The sequence below is a fragment of the Methylovulum sp. genome, from assembly GCF_028687615.1.
In the GTDB taxonomy this organism is placed as follows: Bacteria; Pseudomonadota; Gammaproteobacteria; order Methylococcales; family Methylomonadaceae; genus Methylovulum.
The window spans coordinates 52,937-70,728 of record NZ_JAQTZU010000018.1 but is presented as its reverse complement, the minus strand read 5'-3'; the positions used below and the strand labels follow the sequence as shown (position 1 = coordinate 70,728).

18 protein-coding genes are annotated in these 17,792 nt (G+C 47.5%); 5 read left to right on the top strand and 13 right to left on the bottom strand.

Features of this window, described 5'->3' with window-relative positions; genetic code table 11:
• Positions 1-160: 160 nt before the first annotated feature.
• The 7 genes from PHH59_RS12095 to moaC form a co-directional block, all read right to left on the bottom strand.
• The gene (locus PHH59_RS12095) at positions 161-1,735 is read right to left on the bottom strand and encodes a hypothetical protein (RefSeq protein WP_300016298.1); all 1,575 of its coding nucleotides are present in this window, start codon (positions 1,733-1,735) and stop codon (positions 161-163) included.
• Positions 1,736-2,096: 361 nt separating this feature from the next.
• A complete protein-coding gene (locus tag PHH59_RS12090; RefSeq protein ID WP_300016295.1) occupies positions 2,097-2,453 on the bottom strand; it encodes an exosortase system-associated protein, TIGR04073 family in 357 nt (118 codons plus the stop codon).
• Positions 2,454-2,537: 84 nt separating this feature from the next.
• Positions 2,538-4,202, bottom strand: coding sequence for a glutamine--tRNA ligase/YqeY domain fusion protein (locus tag PHH59_RS12085; protein ID WP_300016292.1), 1,665 nt, complete (start codon positions 4,200-4,202; stop codon positions 2,538-2,540).
• Between the two features lie 340 nt (positions 4,203-4,542).
• Positions 4,543-6,156: a PhnD/SsuA/transferrin family substrate-binding protein gene (locus PHH59_RS12080; protein ID WP_300016289.1), complete on the bottom strand. Its 1,614-nt coding sequence runs from the start codon at positions 6,154-6,156 to the stop codon at positions 4,543-4,545.
• On the bottom strand, positions 6,143-8,245 hold the full coding sequence (locus PHH59_RS12075; RefSeq protein WP_300016286.1) for a SpoIIE family protein phosphatase: 2,103 nt from the start codon (positions 8,243-8,245) through the stop codon (positions 6,143-6,145). Before PHH59_RS12075 ends, PHH59_RS12080 begins: the two co-directional genes overlap by 14 nt.
• A gap of 224 nt (positions 8,246-8,469) precedes the next feature.
• Positions 8,470-9,507: a UDP-3-O-(3-hydroxymyristoyl)glucosamine N-acyltransferase gene (lpxD, locus tag PHH59_RS12070; RefSeq protein WP_300016283.1), complete on the bottom strand. Its 1,038-nt coding sequence runs from the start codon at positions 9,505-9,507 to the stop codon at positions 8,470-8,472.
• A 214-nt stretch (positions 9,508-9,721) separates the two neighbouring features.
• Positions 9,722-10,192, bottom strand: coding sequence for a cyclic pyranopterin monophosphate synthase MoaC (moaC, locus tag PHH59_RS12065; RefSeq protein ID WP_300016280.1), 471 nt, complete (start codon positions 10,190-10,192; stop codon positions 9,722-9,724).
• A gap of 186 nt (positions 10,193-10,378) precedes the next feature.
• Between moaC and moaD the strand changes: the two genes are divergently transcribed.
• Genes moaD through PHH59_RS12050 form a run of 3 tightly spaced genes read left to right on the top strand, consistent with a single transcriptional unit; the run spans position 10,379 to position 11,649 of the window.
• Positions 10,379-10,612, top strand: coding sequence for a molybdopterin converting factor subunit 1 (gene moaD, locus PHH59_RS12060; protein WP_300016277.1), 234 nt, complete (start codon positions 10,379-10,381; stop codon positions 10,610-10,612).
• A 2-nt stretch (positions 10,613-10,614) separates the two neighbouring features.
• Complete coding sequence (locus tag PHH59_RS12055; protein WP_300016274.1) at positions 10,615-11,070, top strand: molybdenum cofactor biosynthesis protein MoaE; 456 nt, start codon at positions 10,615-10,617, stop codon at positions 11,068-11,070.
• A 9-nt stretch (positions 11,071-11,079) separates the two neighbouring features.
• Positions 11,080-11,649 (top strand): YigZ family protein, encoded by a 570-nt coding sequence (locus tag PHH59_RS12050; protein WP_300016271.1) that lies wholly within the window; start codon positions 11,080-11,082, stop codon positions 11,647-11,649.
• Between the two features lie 55 nt (positions 11,650-11,704).
• On the opposite strand, the gene PHH59_RS12045 is transcribed toward PHH59_RS12050, so the two are convergent.
• The 4 genes from PHH59_RS12045 to groES form a co-directional block, all read right to left on the bottom strand.
• The gene (locus PHH59_RS12045) at positions 11,705-12,184 is read right to left on the bottom strand and encodes a CYTH domain-containing protein (protein ID WP_300016267.1); all 480 of its coding nucleotides are present in this window, start codon (positions 12,182-12,184) and stop codon (positions 11,705-11,707) included.
• A gap of 2 nt (positions 12,185-12,186) precedes the next feature.
• Positions 12,187-12,426 (bottom strand): CDGSH iron-sulfur domain-containing protein, encoded by a 240-nt coding sequence (locus PHH59_RS12040; RefSeq protein ID WP_300016264.1) that lies wholly within the window; start codon positions 12,424-12,426, stop codon positions 12,187-12,189.
• A gap of 417 nt (positions 12,427-12,843) precedes the next feature.
• A complete protein-coding gene (gene groL, locus PHH59_RS12035) occupies positions 12,844-14,493 on the bottom strand; it encodes a chaperonin GroEL (protein ID WP_300016261.1) in 1,650 nt (549 codons plus the stop codon).
• Between the two features lie 111 nt (positions 14,494-14,604).
• A complete protein-coding gene (gene groES / locus PHH59_RS12030) occupies positions 14,605-14,892 on the bottom strand; it encodes a co-chaperone GroES (RefSeq protein WP_019866339.1) in 288 nt (95 codons plus the stop codon).
• A gap of 137 nt (positions 14,893-15,029) precedes the next feature.
• Between groES and moeB the strand changes: the two genes are divergently transcribed.
• On the top strand, positions 15,030-15,782 hold the full coding sequence (gene moeB, locus PHH59_RS12025; RefSeq protein ID WP_300016257.1) for a molybdopterin-synthase adenylyltransferase MoeB: 753 nt from the start codon (positions 15,030-15,032) through the stop codon (positions 15,780-15,782).
• Between the two features lie 35 nt (positions 15,783-15,817).
• Here the strand turns inward: moeB and PHH59_RS12020 are convergent, their stop codons facing one another.
• Positions 15,818-16,024, bottom strand: a complete 207-nt coding sequence (locus PHH59_RS12020; RefSeq protein ID WP_300016254.1) for a hypothetical protein — start codon at positions 16,022-16,024, stop codon at positions 15,818-15,820.
• Positions 16,025-16,514: 490 nt separating this feature from the next.
• Between PHH59_RS12020 and PHH59_RS12015 the strand changes: the two genes are divergently transcribed.
• Positions 16,515-17,183 (top strand): Crp/Fnr family transcriptional regulator, encoded by a 669-nt coding sequence (locus PHH59_RS12015; protein WP_300016251.1) that lies wholly within the window; start codon positions 16,515-16,517, stop codon positions 17,181-17,183.
• Here PHH59_RS12015 and yjgA read toward each other — a convergent pair.
• Positions 17,178-17,777 carry a ribosome biogenesis factor YjgA gene (yjgA, locus tag PHH59_RS12010; protein ID WP_300016248.1) on the bottom strand — a complete coding sequence of 200 codons (600 nt, stop codon included), beginning with the start codon at positions 17,775-17,777 and terminating at the stop codon, positions 17,178-17,180. The two genes, PHH59_RS12015 and yjgA, sit on opposite strands and share 6 nt — an antisense overlap.
• Positions 17,778-17,792 lie beyond the last annotated feature (15 nt).

Genomic DNA, 17,792 nt, shown 5'->3' with positions numbered 1-17,792 from the left:
TGACGACATTCTTGATGTCTGCTGTCAGGCTTGGAATAAATTTGCTTTGCAACCGGACGCCATTCGATCCCTTTGCTCTCGGAGCTGGGCGGTGTTGTCATAGAAACTTATTGGGATTGGTATAACATCTCCCGAAGGGATGTTATTCCTGTGTGGTGGATTATTTTTTCCCAGTAAAACTGATCATTTTCTGATACAAACTTTTAAGTTGCCCAGGAAACTGTTGGGCAGTTACCTCGACATCGGCTGCTTCATCAATTACCGCTAGAACGGGTACCTCTGGCAATTCTGGTGCTTGCTTTACTGATTTTCCTGTAAAGCCAATTATTTTCTGGTAAAAACTTTTAAGTTGCCCAGAAGCCTGTTGGTCGGCTATGTCCACATCGACCACTTCATCTATGGCCGGCAATGGTTTCTGATCCACGGATTCCCGAGGCAATACGGGTTCTTGCCCGACTGGCTTTTTAAACGGGTTAAACCATTGCGATTTGCTTTCTTGCTTCACGATTGCCGCGCTGCCAGCCACTTGGCGACTTTCCTTTAACGGCCTATCTTTTACTTCCAAATCATGTCCAGGCCGGGCAGCCAACTCTTGTTGTCGTTTTGTACTAATTGCGTCTTTTTCTGAATCCTTGGTCGATTCCAAACTATCGGTTTGCGCTGGCAAAGTTGGCTTTTCATCTTTCACCTCATGATGCCCGCCAACATGGGCCATAGACTGTGCAAATTTTTTACCCAAATCAAAATCAGCTTTTACACTGTCCATTAATTTGGCAAATAACGGCTGTGACTGTTGTGGCGGCTCGATGGTTTCTGCCAATTCAGGAACCGTCGCCAGCGGGGGAAGCAAAATTTCTTGCACCTGGACTGATGTTGGCACGGGTGCTTCTGGAACTAAAACCGGCGTTACGTCTTCGACGACGGATTCCTCTTTATTTTGTAAGATGGCTTCCAAGTCGCGGATTTTTTGTAACGCCACGTTTAAATCGTCAAAAATCTTGATGCGATCCCATTCCAACTTACCAAGCTGCACCTTATAAGCGCGTTGATAAGCGCGTTGTTGTTCATGGAGTTTTACCACTTCAGCTTCGCTATTGCCTTGCTCGGCTTTATGATCCAAGGTCAACTGGCGGATTTTTTGTGCCGACAAATTCAAATCGTTGAACACTTTCATCCGATTCGTTTCCAGCTTGGCGGTATATTCTTTATAAGCCTGATTTTTTGTCTGGAGATTGGCCAGCATATCCTCCATGTTGCTTTGCACTTCCCGTTGTTCCGCAAAGGTGTTGTTTAACACGTCAAGCTGCATGTCCCAATTTTGCTGGTTATTTTGCATTTCCTTCAAGCGGTTTATCAATTGGCTGACAACATATTCCTGCCTTTGCCAGATGTCGCCGTCATGGTCCGTAGCGGCATCCTGATCATAAGCAATCGCCCATTCCTTACCGACTGTTTCCAGGAATGCCGCTACTTGTTGATGGGCTTGTTCCGTTTGAGTTTTGAACAGCCGTAATGCTTCTTCTGATTGTTGCAGCCCCTCCTGCGTAGCTTTAAGCTGTTCATGCGCCATTTGTGCTTGGACTAATTCACTGCCCAATTTTTTTAATTTGCCCCGATAACGTCCGCGCACCAATAAACACAGCGCGATACTGGCTATCAGCAAAGCGGCGGCGAAATACATTGGCACATCAACGCCGCCAAGCGCGTTTTGAATCATGGCTAAATACGATTGCATAAATCCTTCCCCTAAAAGTGAGTTTCCACCGAAGCGGCAGTTTAAACGAATTCCCTCATTACTGGGTGATTGCGTATCCTGCCATCTTGTTTTTATTTGAATTTAACGCTAAAAAATCAAAGTCCCATCTTATTCACTAAAAGTTAGAAAACAAGGAGGCCGAAGGAATACTAATTGATGCCGCGCAAATGAATCCAGTCAATTTTTACACTAGAATCGAGCATTGGCATATTATTGAATATGTGGGGGATTTTATAGTTTAACCAGTTAAGCAAAAAAATCGTAGGGGGTTGATATGTGTTATGGAAGTCGATAAAAAAGGGCTGTTAGCCCTTTTTTAGGAGTGCAGCTTCAGCAGAATTTAGCGTAATTGCCAAGTCGAACGGTATGAGGTTTCCTTATCAAAATCTTGCCAGATGTAATCCGGGGTGACAATCGGTTTGGTAGGGATGATAAATGTCGCCAAATCGTATGCTCCGCTCAGTGTGCGCCCTAGCATGTGGACGATGCCTGTGACTACACCGGCGGTGGCGGCATAAGCTATGCCTTCCTGATGGTTGGCTATCATAATGGTTTTAGGGATTTCCGCGACTCCGGTCACGACATTGGCAATGCCGTTGCCGATCTTGCCGCCTAAGCGGGCCGGATAGCTGGACGCGCTGGCGTCGTATGCCATCAGTACTGAAAGTATCAAGGCTGTTTTAATCATTAGTTTCATGAATCACTCCAAATAAAGGTTAAATCTGTGCCGCTGTAAAAAAGACACACTGTGTTTTTGCGATGACAGGTATCGGTAGTATGCTCAGTCTTTTACCCAACCGTCCCGCAAAGTAACGGTGCGGTTGAAAACCAAATTCCCGTTGCTGCCATCAACGGTGTCCAGACAAAAATAGCCGGTGCGTTCAAATTGGTAGCGGGTATCTGTCGTGGCGTGGGCCAAGCTGGCTTCAACACGGCAATTTTTCAACACTTCCAGAGAGTCCGGGTTTAACGCATCCAGGAAATTGGCTTCATTATCCGGTTGCGGGACGCTGAACAGGCGGCTGTACAAGCGTACTTCCGCTGGTAAGGCGTGGGCTTGGGATACCCATTGGATGACGCCTTTGACTTTACGGCCCTCGGGGTTTTTGCCCAGGGTGCCAGGGTCATAGCTACAGTGCAACTCGATGATGTTGCCATCCGCATCTTTAATGACTTCTTCACAACGTATCACATAAGAACCACGCAAGCGTACTTCTTCGCCTGGAACCAAACGTTTGTACTTTGGCGGTGGATTTTCGGCAAAATCGTCTTGTTCAATCAGTATGACTTTAGAAAATGGCACGATACGTTTACCCAGTTCAGGACGCTGCGGATGGTTGCTGATTTCCAAATTTTCGGTTTGCCCATCAGGGTAATTACTGATGACCACGCGCAACGGTGCCAACACCGCCATGACCCGCACGGCGTTGTCGTTCAAATCTTCACGGATGCAGTATTCCAACACCCCCATTTCTATCCACGAATTTTGTTTGGTCAAGCCGATGCGCTCGCAAAAATCACGGATGGCTTTAGGCGTGACACCCGCACGGCGCAAGCCTGCCAACGTCGGCATCCGCGGGTCATCCCAGCCGCTGACATGCTTTTCCATGACCAATTGGTTCAATTTACGCTTGCTGACGATGGTGTATTCCAATTGCAAACGGGCAAATTCGATTTGTTGTGGATGGCTGGGTGTTTGCAATTGCTCCAGCACCCAATCATAGAGCGGGCGGTGGTCTTCAAATTCCAGCGTACACAACGAATGGGTGATGTGCTCCAGCGCGTCCGAGAGGCAGTGCGTGTAATCATACATCGGGTAAATGCACCAAGTGTCGCCGGTGCGCTGGTGGTGGACGCGGCGGATGCGGTAAATCGCCGGATCACGCAGATTGATGTTGGGCGAGGCCATATCAATTTTGGCGCGTAGCACGTATTGACCGTCAGAAAATTCGCCAGCCCGCATCCTTTTGAACAAATCCAGATTTTCTGCGATGGGGCGGCACCGGTCGGGGCTTTCCTTGCCAGGTTCGGTCAATGTGCCGCGATACATGCGGATTTGTTCGGGCGACAGGCTATCGACATAAGCCAAGCCTTTTTCAATCAACTGTGTGGCGTAATCGTAGAGCTGCTCAAAATAATCGGAAGCATGGCGCAACTCGCTCCAGTTAAAACCCAGCCATTGCACATCGCGCATGATAGCCTGCACATATTCATCGCTTTCCTTTTCAGGATTGGTGTCGTCAAAGCGCAGGTTGCATGTGCCATTGTTTTCAAGTGCCATGCCGAAATTGAGGCAAATCGATTTGGCATGGCCAATATGCAGATAGCCATTCGGTTCAGGCGGGAAACGGGTGGCGACCCGGCCATTATGTTGGTTGGTGCTAATATCGTTGGCGATAATCTGACGGATAAAATTGGCGGGCAATTGGGTATCGTTTGTGGACATGAGGTTAATTTAGTCAGTTATTGAAGTGAATTCAAAAACTTGGCATTGATGGTTAAAAGGGAGTGGGCGTTAAGGAAAAGCCCGCAAGACAGGTGGCAATACTACTGTAATTAACAAAACCAGTAAAGCGCTGCACTTTGTTGGATAGATCAGAGGGGGGTGGCGGTTAGCAATGAATACCTGGGATTTTCGCTTATCATCCGGCCTAAAAATTACCCATTATAGAAATGCCTTGGTAGATCCCTGATAGTTGATGGCTTATGTTTTGGCAACATAAGCGGTATAGACCTTTCAGTCTGATGAAACCTCAAAGGCTTGGAGCCAATTTGATCAAGTGCTTTTAGGGATTGACAGGGGCGTAACGGTTAAACAACATCGCCAGCATTTCGCATTCATCGTGGGTAGGTTTGATCCAACCGGGAATGCCCAGATCCGCCAACACTTGCCGCCCTTGGCTGTCCTGGTTCATATCCAGCAAGACTTCCGACAGGGCATCACCTAGCCCGGCGCAATGCGGCGCGACGCTGAACATGTGGAAGGCAAAAGCCGTTTCGCTTTGGTCGATTTCGCGGAGCATTTTCCGTGTCAAACCGGACAGGCCCTTGTAGGTGTCGCTGAGCATGAACAAAATATCCGCCGAACCTTTCAGCAGCATTTGCAGGGCTTTAATGTCATGGCCGGAAAACACGTGTTCCATGTGGGCCAATGAGCTTTCGCTTTCTTCCAGCAAAAACCGTCCCAGCAGGTAGACAAAGTTATCTTGGGCGGCAGTGACAATTTTGCCGCCGATATAGTCTTTCAAGTGCTGGCGTTTATCTTCGCTACGAACTAGCAAGGTCACTTCATCGGCTTGGTCTATCGGCCTGAGCAACGGTTTGTAGTGGTGTTCCAACATCAGGCGGGTGGCTTCAAACGGCTTGGTGAAAACAATATCATTTTCTTCAATTTTCTTCCGCTGTTCAGTCATTGCACCGTGGCTGAGTTCCAGGTGGATTTCGCGGCCTAAATGCCGTTGCAAATAGGTGTTGAAAAAATACCAGCCGTTCATTTGCTGGCTGCTTTGGGCGCTGACCCAAAGGCTAAGCTTATCGCTATGGGCCTGTATGTCCACCGTTGAATGGGCGTCATGTATCCGACGCAAGGCTGGCGGCGGTACCGCAATTTCTAGCGGGGCTTTTTGTCGTGGCTGGACAATGTTGGCAACCGGTGCGCTAGCTGTAGCTGTGGCTGGTGCGGGTGTTTGCTCGTCTGCCAGAAAACGTGTCAGGCCGGTCATTTTGAACAGTATGCCGATCATACGGTTGGTATTGGTCACACTGATGGATACATTACGCTCTTGCCAGTGTTGGAAAAGTTTGAGCAATTGCGCCAAACCCATGGAGTTGACGCGCTGGACTAGGGCAAAATTGAGCGTTACCGAACAATTTTCAGGTATGACATACAAGGTTTCCAACAACTCAACGGCATTGACATCTATCATGCCATTAAAGATAAATTGCTGGTTCAATGACGTGGTGGACGGTTGCGGTTTAATTTGCAAGCTTTCCGAGGTCACCGGATTCGCGGCATCAAGTATGGCCTGGTTGTGCTGGGCGGGGGCTGAAACCGGAGGAGCGGCAACTGCTGCCGTGGAATCCGCCTGTTCATCGGCCAAAAAGCGGGTAAGGCCCGTCATTTTAAAAAGGATACCAATCATACGGTTGGTATTGGTCACGCTAATCCTGTTGTTATGGTTTTGCCATAGTTCGAATAATTTTAGCAACTGCGCCAAACCCATCGAATTGACCCGGTCTACTTGTGAGAAATCAAGTTCTACAGAACAACGGGGAGGCAAAACATACAGGGTTTCCAGGGTTTCGACCGCATCGACATCCACTGTACCCACAAGATAGAATTGTTGCGCCAGTTTTTCTGGCGAAGGTTGCGGCTGAATCTTTAACTTAGATTGATTCATGGTTAATAGCCTCGATTAGTTCCGTGTGATAAAGGAATTGGTAGCCTTTATCGGATTCAGGGTTAAATGGATTGACCAAGTCCAAAAATGCACAGACTTGTGTTTGCCGGTTAGGAAAAACCCGCAATTGTAGATAGTCAGACATGCGCCAAATTAGATACAGCCCCCCGCCGCCGACTCCAGAGTCCAAGCCCAAGCCTTCAATATGCCGGGCCAGGCGGTTTAAAAATACATTCGGGGTCAAGGTGCCCCAGGTATCCGTCAACGAAATTCCTAGAAGACTGCCTTGGATCGACAAGTCCAGACGGAGTTTTTCATCCACGTCCAGTTCCCGTGATGTGCCTTTAGGATACAAAGCCCGGCCCTTGCCGTCACGCGGCGCGGCACACAAGCCATTTTCTATGAGTTCATCCAACATGAAGACCGCTGCGTCAAGACGCTCAGGGTTAGGAACTGACAATTCTTGTAACCATGCGTCCACTTCGGCAATGATAAAGGCTTTGTCTTCGCTATGGCTAAACTCAAACTCCCGGCGTTGGTCTGGATAGCGCAATAAGTTTGCCAAATCGTCAGGGGTTTTATGAAGATGTTGGTTAAGTAAATTTTCCCAGCCTAATAACTCGTTGATAGGGTGGTCTTGTTGCAGGACGCGCCGGACACCTTGTGCCGCCAGATTGGGGATCAGGTCGGAAAATTGGTGTTTGGCCATGAACACCACTTCTTGCCGGTTAATTCTTGCCGCGATAGGCGCGGGATTGACGCGATAATCCGCATCGAAAATATAAACTTCATCCAGCTCCTGGCTTTGGGCTGGTGTTGAGCTAATCGTGTTACCCGTATCGTAAGTTTTTTCCAGATAGTCTACGCCGAACATAGTCAAGTCGTCACCAAAAGTGCTGCGCTGGGTATGCGAGCTCAAATTGCTCAAGATTTTCGCATGTAGTGTCGGCATGTCGCTATCGGCTTGGCTAACCAATAAGGCTTCCAGACGTTCATAGCCAAAACATTCACCAGCGGGACATTCTTCTTCGACGATACTATCCGTATAAAGGAACAATCGATCCCCTAAGTCCATTTCCGTGACGATTTGTTCGTATTCCGTGTCGATGTTTTTCCCTAACGGCAAGCCGCCAATCTCCAAACAATCCAATTGACCGAGCATGGCACGGTAAAGGTAGGCAAATTGATGGCCGGCGTTGGCATAGCGTAGTTCACCAGTTTGGGTGTCCAGGCAAATGGCGAACATGGTCATCAATAAAGATTGGTGTGCGGTGTTGAAAATGATGTTGCTCAGGCGGGCGAGGATCTTGCCAGGTTCTTTTTCGCGTTGGGATTCAAGGAAGTTGACAGAGGCTTTGGCGGCACAAACGATAGTGCCGGCGGCAATACCGTGTCCGCTGACATCGCCGACCAAGATGACCACCCAGCGGTTATCGACGATATAGTAATCATAAAAGTCCCCGCCGACTTCGCTTGACGTCATCATCGTGGACAGCCCCGTCACTCCAGGCAACGCAATGTCAGCAGAGCGTAACAGGTTTTTTTGCAAGGTGGCGGCGTTGGCGACTTCATCATTTAAACGCGCACTGAGTTGTTGCATGGTTTCAATCAAGTTGCCTTGCGATTGCGACATCTTGAGCATCATGTCGGCAATTTTTACGACACCGACAATACCCGTATCGTCAATAACCGGCAAGGCTTCGTAATGGATGCCTGGGTCACGGCTTAAAAAATCGGCGATGACTTGGTCAATACGGTCTTCTGTACGCACAATCAACGGTGCGACGAAAATTTCCGCATTGCTGTCCAGCAAGGTGAACAGTGATTTACGCGCATACAGTTCACGGGCAAAGGCTTTGGTCATTAAGTTAAGGTAATTACGCCTTGATATAATGCCCAAAAATTTGTCGTTATCTGTAAGCACAGGTAGCGCGGCTAATTCCGGGTCTCCTTGAAATAAGCCCAACACTTCCAGTACCATCATTTCTAGCGTGATGGGTTTGACTGGTTTTGTTAGTTCAAGGACACTGGGGGCGGAAAACTTGACGGAACCGTTAAGGTCGCGTTTGTTTTTGGGGGAGTCAAGCATAGGTAACCTGGAAATGATCTGTTCAACAGCAAAAGTCTGAATTATTCATCTGTTATTCTATAAGTAGAACATGACAGCTTAGTTACATTGTTGCTTGAAAATCGTTGTTTTTCATAAGGTAATTATTGAAAAGTTAATAATTGTAAAGCACTTTGGCGTTTAAGCTTGGGATTGGTGCTTGAATGCCCTATGCAATATATCAAAACTTATTGAAATATAGGGTTTTATTTATTTTTAACCATAAGTAGCTGTTCTTCTAGCCATTTCACTTTTTTTAATAATTCGGGCAATTTGCTCAGTGCGACTTGTTCTTTATAGGCGGTACGCTTATCTTTTGCCGGGCTGCCAAAGACTTGGGTTTTTGCGGCAACATCTGCGGCAACTCCGGCCCGTGCCATCACCACTGCACCCTGGCCAATGGTCACATGATCAGCGATACCGGCACTGCCGGCGAGGATGGCGTAGTCTTCGATGTTACAGGAACCGGACACACCGACTTGTCCGCACATAATGACATGACGGCCAATTTTGTTGTTGTGGCCGATTTGCACCAGATTATCTATTTTGCTGCCGGTGCCTAAAGTGGTGCCGCCCAAGGCACCACGGTCGATACAAGTATTGGCCCCGATTTCGACATTGTCTTCAATGACGACATTGCCGATTTGCGGGACTTTGACATGCTGATAGTTGCGGAATTTATAGCCAAAACCATCGGCTCCGATAACCGCGCCGGAATGGATAATGACGTTATCGCCGATGATGGCATCATCGTAAATCACCACATAAGGGTAAATCCGGCAGTTTTTGCCGATTTTGACATGGCGGCCTATGTATGCCCCCGCGAGAATGGCGGTGCCATCGCCAATACAAGTGTTTTCGCCAATAACTGAGTATGGGCCGATGAACACGCCATCACCCAAGCTGACAGTTGCCGCTAACACCGCCTGCCCGGCAATCTCCGCCGGGTATGCACGTTCCGGGTGCAAAAGTTCAATTGCCTTGATAAAACTCATTTCCGGGTCTTGGGTGATCAATAACGCCATCGTTGCCGGAACATCAGGAATGGCAAAATCTTCTGGCACAAAACAGGCGGTAGCCGTTGAGCCTTTCATGTATTTTGCGTAACGGCTATTGGTCAATTGCGTCACTTGGCCTGTGCCCGCCGAGCTAATATCGGCAACCGAAGCAATTAATGCTGAACTGTCGCCACCTTCAATACGGGCATTACACGCATCAGCAAGTTCTTTTAAAGTCATTGACATACTGGTCTCTGTGGGTAGGTTTTAAATTTGGCTGGGTATAGGCCACTGCCATTGTGTTAATAAAGAAATGAATGGTTTTTTGCAAAATGAAAATGGTTCAACAACGGGGGAGAGAAGCTCAAGTCCAAATCCAAGTCCAGTATTGAGCATTACTAAACTGTACCGCAAGTTTTCACTGGGCATGTGGACTGGGACGCCGTTTGAAATACGGTCACTATCGTTGCCAATGCCCCGATTTTCCACCGTCTTTTTCCAGTAACTGTATGGACTGGATCACCATGCCGCGGTCAACCGCTTTGCACATGTCATAAATGGTCAACAACGCGCAGGCTGTGGCCGTCAAGGCTTCCATTTCCACGCCGGTCTGACCGTTGGTTTTCACGGTAGTTTGGCAGTGGATATGATTTTTTTCGATGTCGGGGTTAAAAGTAATATCGACATGCGTGATCGGCAAGGGATGGCAAAGCGGAATTAACTCGGCGGTTTTTTTGCTTGCCATAATGCCCGCTATCCGCGCTATCGCCAACACATCGCCTTTTTTGTGGCCTCCGTCGATAATCAGTTTCAGCGTTTCCGGCTGCATCTGGATAAAGCCTTCGGTGATGGCGGTACGCTGGGTCGCGGCTTTGTCACCGACATCGACCATGTGCGCGTCGCCAGCTTGATTAAAATGAGTGAGCTGCATAAGGCTGGAATGTGAAAAGCATGTAAAATTAGCGGGTATTCAATAGGTTACTAATCGTTTCCTAAGTGCTTGCATAAAAGATGTGCAAATTCTCGCCAAAATAATTTCGGCAAGCACTTAGGAAACGATTAATAATGCAGGAAACTACTAGCCATTATCCCTGTTTTTGTGATCGTGTGAACGAATATGTCAATTAAAATACGCTATTTTGCCAGTTTGAAAGAAAGCCTGGGGCGTTCGGAAGACACCCTCTTGGCGGATGGTTTGGCCTCCGTCCGCGAGGTTTGGCAACAGGCCAATCCAGAACTGGTTTTGCCGGATCGGATTCTGGTCGCAATCAATCAAGATTATGCCAGTTTGAACGACCAGGTAAACGATGGCGATGAAGTCGCATTTTTCCCACCCGTCACCGGAGGTTGAGAATGACGGTTATTGTCACTGAACAAAGTTTTGACCCTTGGCAGGAAATCCAGAATTATCAAAACGCCGCCAATTTGCTGGACGGACAAGTCGGCGCGACCGATGTTTTTATCGGCACGATGCGTGATTTTAATGACGGCAGCGAAGTGCAAGCCATGACGCTGGAACATTATCCGGGCATGACCGAAAAGCAACTGGAGAACAGTGTCGCAGAAGCCCGGCAGCAATGGCAAGTGCTTGATGCCTTGGTCATCCATCGGGTCGGCGATATTTTCCCGAACGAGGCTATCGTCTTGGTTGCCGTTTGGGCCGCGCACCGTGGCGATGCGTTTGATGCCTGCCGTTACCTCATGGAAGCCTTAAAAACCAAAGCCCCGTTTTGGAAAAAAGAACGCCTCATTTCGGCAGATAGCCGTTGGGTTAAGGAAAATACCGATGGCTATAAATCCGCCAAATAAAAACCTCGCATGAATGAAGTTAAAACCCGCCAAACCCTGGAAATCCTGATCAAAAAATCCCGCTTTATCGGTGTGATCGTCCCTTGCGATAACGAGCAGGATGTCGCGCTTAATCTCAAACAGGCACACGACGAACATCCCAACGCCAGCCATATCGTTTACGCTTACCGCATCAAAACCGCCAACGGCATCGTTTACCGCTTCCACGACGCAGGAGAACCCACCGGCACGGCAGGCAAGCCGATTTTTCAGCAAATCGACGGCAAAGAGCTGATTAATGTCCTGCTGATCGTCATACGCTACTTCGGCGGCATCAAACTCGGTGCAGGCGGCCTGACCCGCGCCTATAGCAACACCGCCAGCCAAACCATCGCCGCCGCCGAATTATGCCCGTACATCGAATGGGCGACAGTCCCCCTCACTTTGGAATATAACCAGATCCAGCCCTTGGAATATCTGCTGAAAAAATTGGACGGACGCATTATCGCCCAGGATTTTGCCCAGCAAGTCAACGTGCAAATCCAGTTGCCCGCCGGGCAAGTATCTACATTGTTGGCGGCTTTTTCTGCGCCGTATTGAGACTATGGATACGTTATGTCCCTTTCGGCTAAATTTCGAAACTAAAGGCTATGCCTTAGACTTCATCGCGCCATTGCGAATAAGGATGCGCGACTAGATTATTATTGTAATAGCGTAAGTCATCCGTCACTTCCACCCCCAGCCAAGCCGGTTTGCGGAACGCCATGCCGATTTCAGGCAACTCAATTTCAGCTACGAGCAAGCCTTGGTTGGCTCCGGCAAATTCGTCAATCTCCCAGAGATTTCCGTCATCAAAAACCCAATGGCGGGTTTTCTCAATCAAGGGTTTTCGACATAAATTGCTAATAATTTCATCGGCATCCGCCGATGGTATCTCATATTCATATTCATGCCTATGCGTACCGATGATTGCACTCTTTATATTCAGCCAAGCGTGTTCGTCACTGATCCTGACCCGAATCGACGTGTTCGCCTGGGAACTTAAGTAACCTTGCCGATAAACAGTTGAATGGTGGACGTATTTGCGCCAATCATCATTGGCCAGCAAAAATTTGTGTTCAATTTCAATTGCCATAATTAGACTGTTTTACATTGTTGGCCGCCGTCACAATAAGGCGGCGTTTGGGTTGCAGCACAAGCGCATAAATACAACGTGGTGGTTTCTTCCGCCATGAATTTAAAAGATTTAATATTGGAACGCCCGCTATGCGTATTGTCGCACAAAGGCATGTCTTCACTTAAACCACATTGGCACCAGGAATAGATCCTTCCGGCTTTGACTTCAACAGGCAGCGGGGAGTTGGTTTTGTTGGTCATATACAAAGCCTTCGGTAGAAAAAAACGCATTATATTCTTTGAACAGTCAATTTTTCGGTTTCCAATGGTAGGTTATTGTATAAGGGAACACGAAAATTAACATAAGTAACCGTGCAAAAGTCTTTTAACAGGCAAGCCGGATTTTTAGAAGCTTACAGGCATAAAAATGTTAAGGAACGGGCATGAAATAATTTCCGCACCGGCTCGTCAGACCTGTCAGGTTTTGAAAACCTGACAGGTCTTGTGATCTGCGAATTTATTCCATGCACATTCCTAAATGATTTATTAGTGGTTAAATCTACTGGCATATTGATCCTTTTTTAAGCTGCCGTAAAAAAGCCCCGATTGCAAACAGCAACCGGGGCTTTCCATTTTCAAAGCAGAGGGTTTAAAGCCAAAGGCTTCAAGACCGCATGATTACATCATGCCGCCCATACCACCCATTCCGCCCATACCACCCATGTCTGGCATACCGCCGCCTTTTTCATCGCTAGGTGCATCAGCGATCATGACTTCGGTGGTCAGCATCAGGCCAGCGACAGACGCTGCGTTTTGCAAGGCGGTGCGGGTCACTTTCGCTGGGTCCAAGATGCCCATTTCAATCATATCACCATAAACACCAGTGGCTGCGTTGTAGCCGAAGCTGCCGGTGCCTTTTTTGACTTCGTTGAAGACCACTGATGGCTCGTCGCCAGCGTTGGCTACGATTTGACGCAGTGGCTCTTCCATCGCGCGGCGCAGGATGTTGATACCGACGGTTTGGTCGTGGTTTACGCCTTCAAGATTTTCCAATGCAGACAGCGTGCGGACCAGGGCAGTACCGCCACCCGCAACCACGCCTTCTTCAACGGCAGCGCGGGTTGAGTGCAGCGCATCTTCTACGCGGGCTTTTTTCTCTTTCATTTCGATTTCAGTGGCGGCGCCCACTTTAATCACGGCAACACCGCCCGCCAATTTAGCCAGACGTTCTTGCAGTTTTTCTTTGTCGTAATCAGAAGTGGCGTCTTCAGCCTGGGCGCGGATTTGCGCGACGCGGCCTTTGATTTGTTCTTCTGAACCGGCACCGTCAATGATAGTGGTGTTTTCTTTGCTGATTTGGACTTTTTTCGCTGTTCCTAACAAGTCCAATTCGGCTTTTTCCAAGCTCAAACCGACTTCTTCGGATATGACAGTACCGCCAGTCAATACCGCGATGTCTTCCAACATGGCTTTACGGCGATCACCGAAACCCGGGGCTTTAACGGCGCAGACTTTCAGGATGCCGCGCATGGTGTTGACCACCAATGTTGCCAAGGCTTCGCCTTCAACGTCTTCGGCGATAATCAATAAGGGACGGCCTGATTTGGCTACGCCTTCCAATACGGGCAACATTTCGCGGATGTTGGAGATTTTTTTGTCGTAGATCAAGATCATCGGGTCTTCCAACTCGACGCTCATGTTTTCTTGTTTGTTGATGAAGTAAGGTGACAAATAGCCACGGTCAAACTGCATACCTTCAACAACATCCAAAGAATTGTCCAGACCTGAACCCTCTTCAACGGTGATGACGCCTTCTTTACCGACTTTTTCCATTGCTTCGGCAATGATTTCGCCGACTGATTCATCAGAGTTGGCTGAGATAGTACCGACTTGGGCGATGGCTTTGTTGTCGGTGCAAGGGGTTGCAGACGCGACAATGGCTTCAACGGCTTTAGTTACAGCCAAATCAATACCGCGTTTCAAGTCCATTGGGTTCATACCGGCGGCAACGGCTTTCAAGCCTTCGTTGACGATGGATTGTGCCAATACGGTTGCCGTAGTGGTGCCGTCGCCAGCGACGTCAGAAGTGTGCGAAGCCACTTCTTTAACCATTTGCGCGCCCATGTTTTCGAATTTGTCTTTTAATTCAATTTCTTTCGCAACAGATACACCGTCTTTAGTAATCGTTGGTGCGCCGAAGCTTTTATCTAAAATTGCGTTACGGCCTTTAGGGCCTAAGGTGACTTTAACTGCGTTTGCTAAAATGTTTACACCACGCGCCATACGGACACGAGCGTCATCACCAAATAATACGTCTTTTGCTGCCATTTTTTTATCCTAAATTCGTTTGTGTGTGATTGGTTTCTAAAAGGGGTTGGGATTGATTAACTCGGATTAAACCAGTCTGATTTAACCCGGCTTGATTTAACCCGGCTAGATTTAACCCAAGATTCCCATGATGTCTTCTTCACGCATTACGATGACTTCTTCACCGTCAACTTTCACTTCGTTGCCTGCGTATTTGCCGAACAACACTTTGTCCCCGACTTTCACTTCCAACGCGCGGAGTGTGCCGTTGTCTAAAGGCTTGCCTGCACCAACCGCCAAAATCACACCTTGGCTTGGTTTTTCTGCGGCGGAGCCAGGCAATACGATGCCGCTAGCGGTTTTGGTTTCTTCTTCAACGCGTTTGACAATGACTCTATCGTGTAACGGACGTATATTCATCTAACTCTCCTAAGATTAAAATTGATGGTTGAATATTTTTGGCACTCACCAGTAACGAGTGCTAATGATAATGAGCTTTTGCAGTGTGTCAAGTTCTTTGGCATCATCTCCCCTCACCTTCCCAAACCCGATAACTTATGAATGACGACCAACTTTTACGCTATAGCCGCCAAATCATGCTGCCGCAAATCGACGTGGACGGGCAGCAAAAACTCCTCGCCGCCAAGATTTTAATCATCGGCGCGGGCGGACTAGGTTCACCCGCCGCGATGTATCTAGCGGCTGCCGGAGTCGGCTGTATCACAATTTATGACGATGACGTGGTTGATTTATCCAATTTACAACGGCAGATTGCTCATCACACCCCTGATATTGGGATAGAAAAGGTAATTTCAAGCAAACAAACCTTGAATAAATTAAATCCCGATGTGCAGGTGATCGCCGTAAAACAGCGTCTGGCAGGTGAACTGCTTGATGCAGAAGTGAAAAAAGCGGATGTGGTACTGGATTGCAGCGATAATTTTGCCACCCGTTTTGCAGTCAATCTAGCGTGTGTAAACCGGCAAACGCCTTTGGTTTCGGGTGCGGCAATACGTTTTGAAGGGCAAGTGTCGGTATTTACACCAGGAAGAAACAATAGCCCCTGTTACAACTGCCTTTACCATAGCGATGGCGAGGAATTGGTCAACTGTGCAAGCAACGGCGTCATTGCACCGATTACCGGCATAATCGGCAGCATCCAAGCCTTAGAAGCGATGAAGCTGATTATGTCAATTGGCGAAACCTTGATGGGGAAATTATTGCTGATAGATGGGCTGTCGATGGAGGTCAACGCGATGCGCTTGAAAAAAAACCCTTTCTGCCCAAGTTGCGGCAGCGTTGGAAAATGAGGGCTTACACAGCAAAGCCCCCATCCACCATAAACTTATTTTTTAGCTAACCGGCTTTGCACAAAATGGATGACATTTTCCGCAAAGTCATTAATCAATGACGGGCTGTCACCATGCGGCTCGGTTTCACCAAAAGGTTTACCATTTTTTTTTGTGAATTTATAAATAAAGTAACCCAACGGCAGGAAGGCCGCAGTCGCAATAATCAACATAATCAAAAACAACTCAGTTACATCACCCATGATTCCTCCTCAATTAGTAAATTTAATTCTCTTATTATTTTTAGGTGAATCGAGATAATACACTTATTTTTAAAGCAAAAAAACAGCGATGCAAGGCTTGGTCATTATAGCTTAGCGACTACGGCTTTTGGGCTTGGTGCGCCTCGCAATAAACCCGCAATAAACCCGCAATAAACTCGCAATAAACTCGCAATAAACTCGCAATAAACTCGCAATAAACTCGCAATAAACTCGCAATAAACTCGCAATAAACTCGCAATAAAAGGAGTATTTCTAAAAATTGCCGTCAATCATTGCGGTTGCAATAACAATCAGATTTCGCCGAATTGAAACCCGGTTGCTTTGTTAGTTTCTGGCCGATTTTATTGCGATTGCTTGGTTTCCGCGTCTATGCTTTATACTCCCAAAGTGTTTCATAGCATGTTAAAGTTTCGTCTTGACGCTCAAGTGCCTACCATTCCCCCATTATCTTAAATCTGGAACATTAGCCATGCAGCAAGAAGCTTTATTAGGTTTAAAAAAAATCGCGTTTCTTTCCCTGTTACCTGATGAAGCCATTGAGTCATTAGCGCTCAAGGCCAAATGTTGTACCTTTCCGAAACAAACCATCATCATTTCCGAAAAAGATGAAACGGATTCCCTTTATATTATTGTTTCCGGCAGGGTGAAGATCTTTACCAGCGACAATGGCGGGCGGGAAGTGACTTTGATGACCCAAGAAACCGGATCTTACTTTGGCGAGCTGGCCTTATTGGGGAATGAACCGCGTTCAGCGTCGGTGATGACTTTGGAAAAAACGGTATGTGGCATTATTTCCAAGGGTGATTTTAAGATTTGGCTTACTGAATATCCTGATGTGACTTTAAATTTGCTAAAAGACATGTCAGAAAAAATCAGGATCCTCACCCGGAGAGTAAAAAACCTCGCCCTGTCCAATGTCCATGAGCGGACCGTGCAAGTATTGTATAAATTGGCCTGCAAAGAAGAGAATGGTGATTTAGTCATCCATGACCGGCCCACACAATTGGAACTCGCCAGCATGATCGGCGCATCTAGGGAAATGATCAACAAAGTCCTCAGGGAATTGGAGAAAAAGGGGTATTTGGAAAACCACGACAAATCCATATTAATCAAGATTCCGCCGTCTATACGCTTATAAATCTTCCTCCGCCTCCCTACCGTCGTCAGCAAAGTCCTCTTCTTCTACGCCACCGGTAAAATTAAATAGTGTTTTAAGATAACGGTACAACAGCCTCGATGATTTGGGCGGCTTAGCCATTTCCACTTCTTTTTGTGCATTGCGCACCAATTGCCTCAGATGTTGCCTATCTGCCTGGGGATATTCATCAAGCAATTCGCTTAGGGCTTCATTGCTTTCCGCCAACAAACGCTCGCGCCAGCGTTCGACAATATGATGCTCCCTAACGGCGTGGGCGCTTTTATTTTCGATACGCGCCAATTTTTCCGTAAACTCATCTACGTCGATTTTATGTAGCTGTCCGGCTATATATTTCAGCAAGCGTTTTCTGGCCCCCTTGTGCGGCATGCCTGACACTTCCGTTACCGCTTTATGGATGTTGGCAGGCAACTCCAAGGTGCTAAGCTGGGCAGGTGATAATTCGGACATTTTTTCACCTAATTCAAAAAGCCCCGCTATCTCTTTTTTTATTTGAGTTTTGTTCGGACGAACCGCGTAATAGACAATTTCGCCATTGTCATCATATTCGTATTCATAATCGTATTCTTCATTCATAGCAAACCTAAAAGT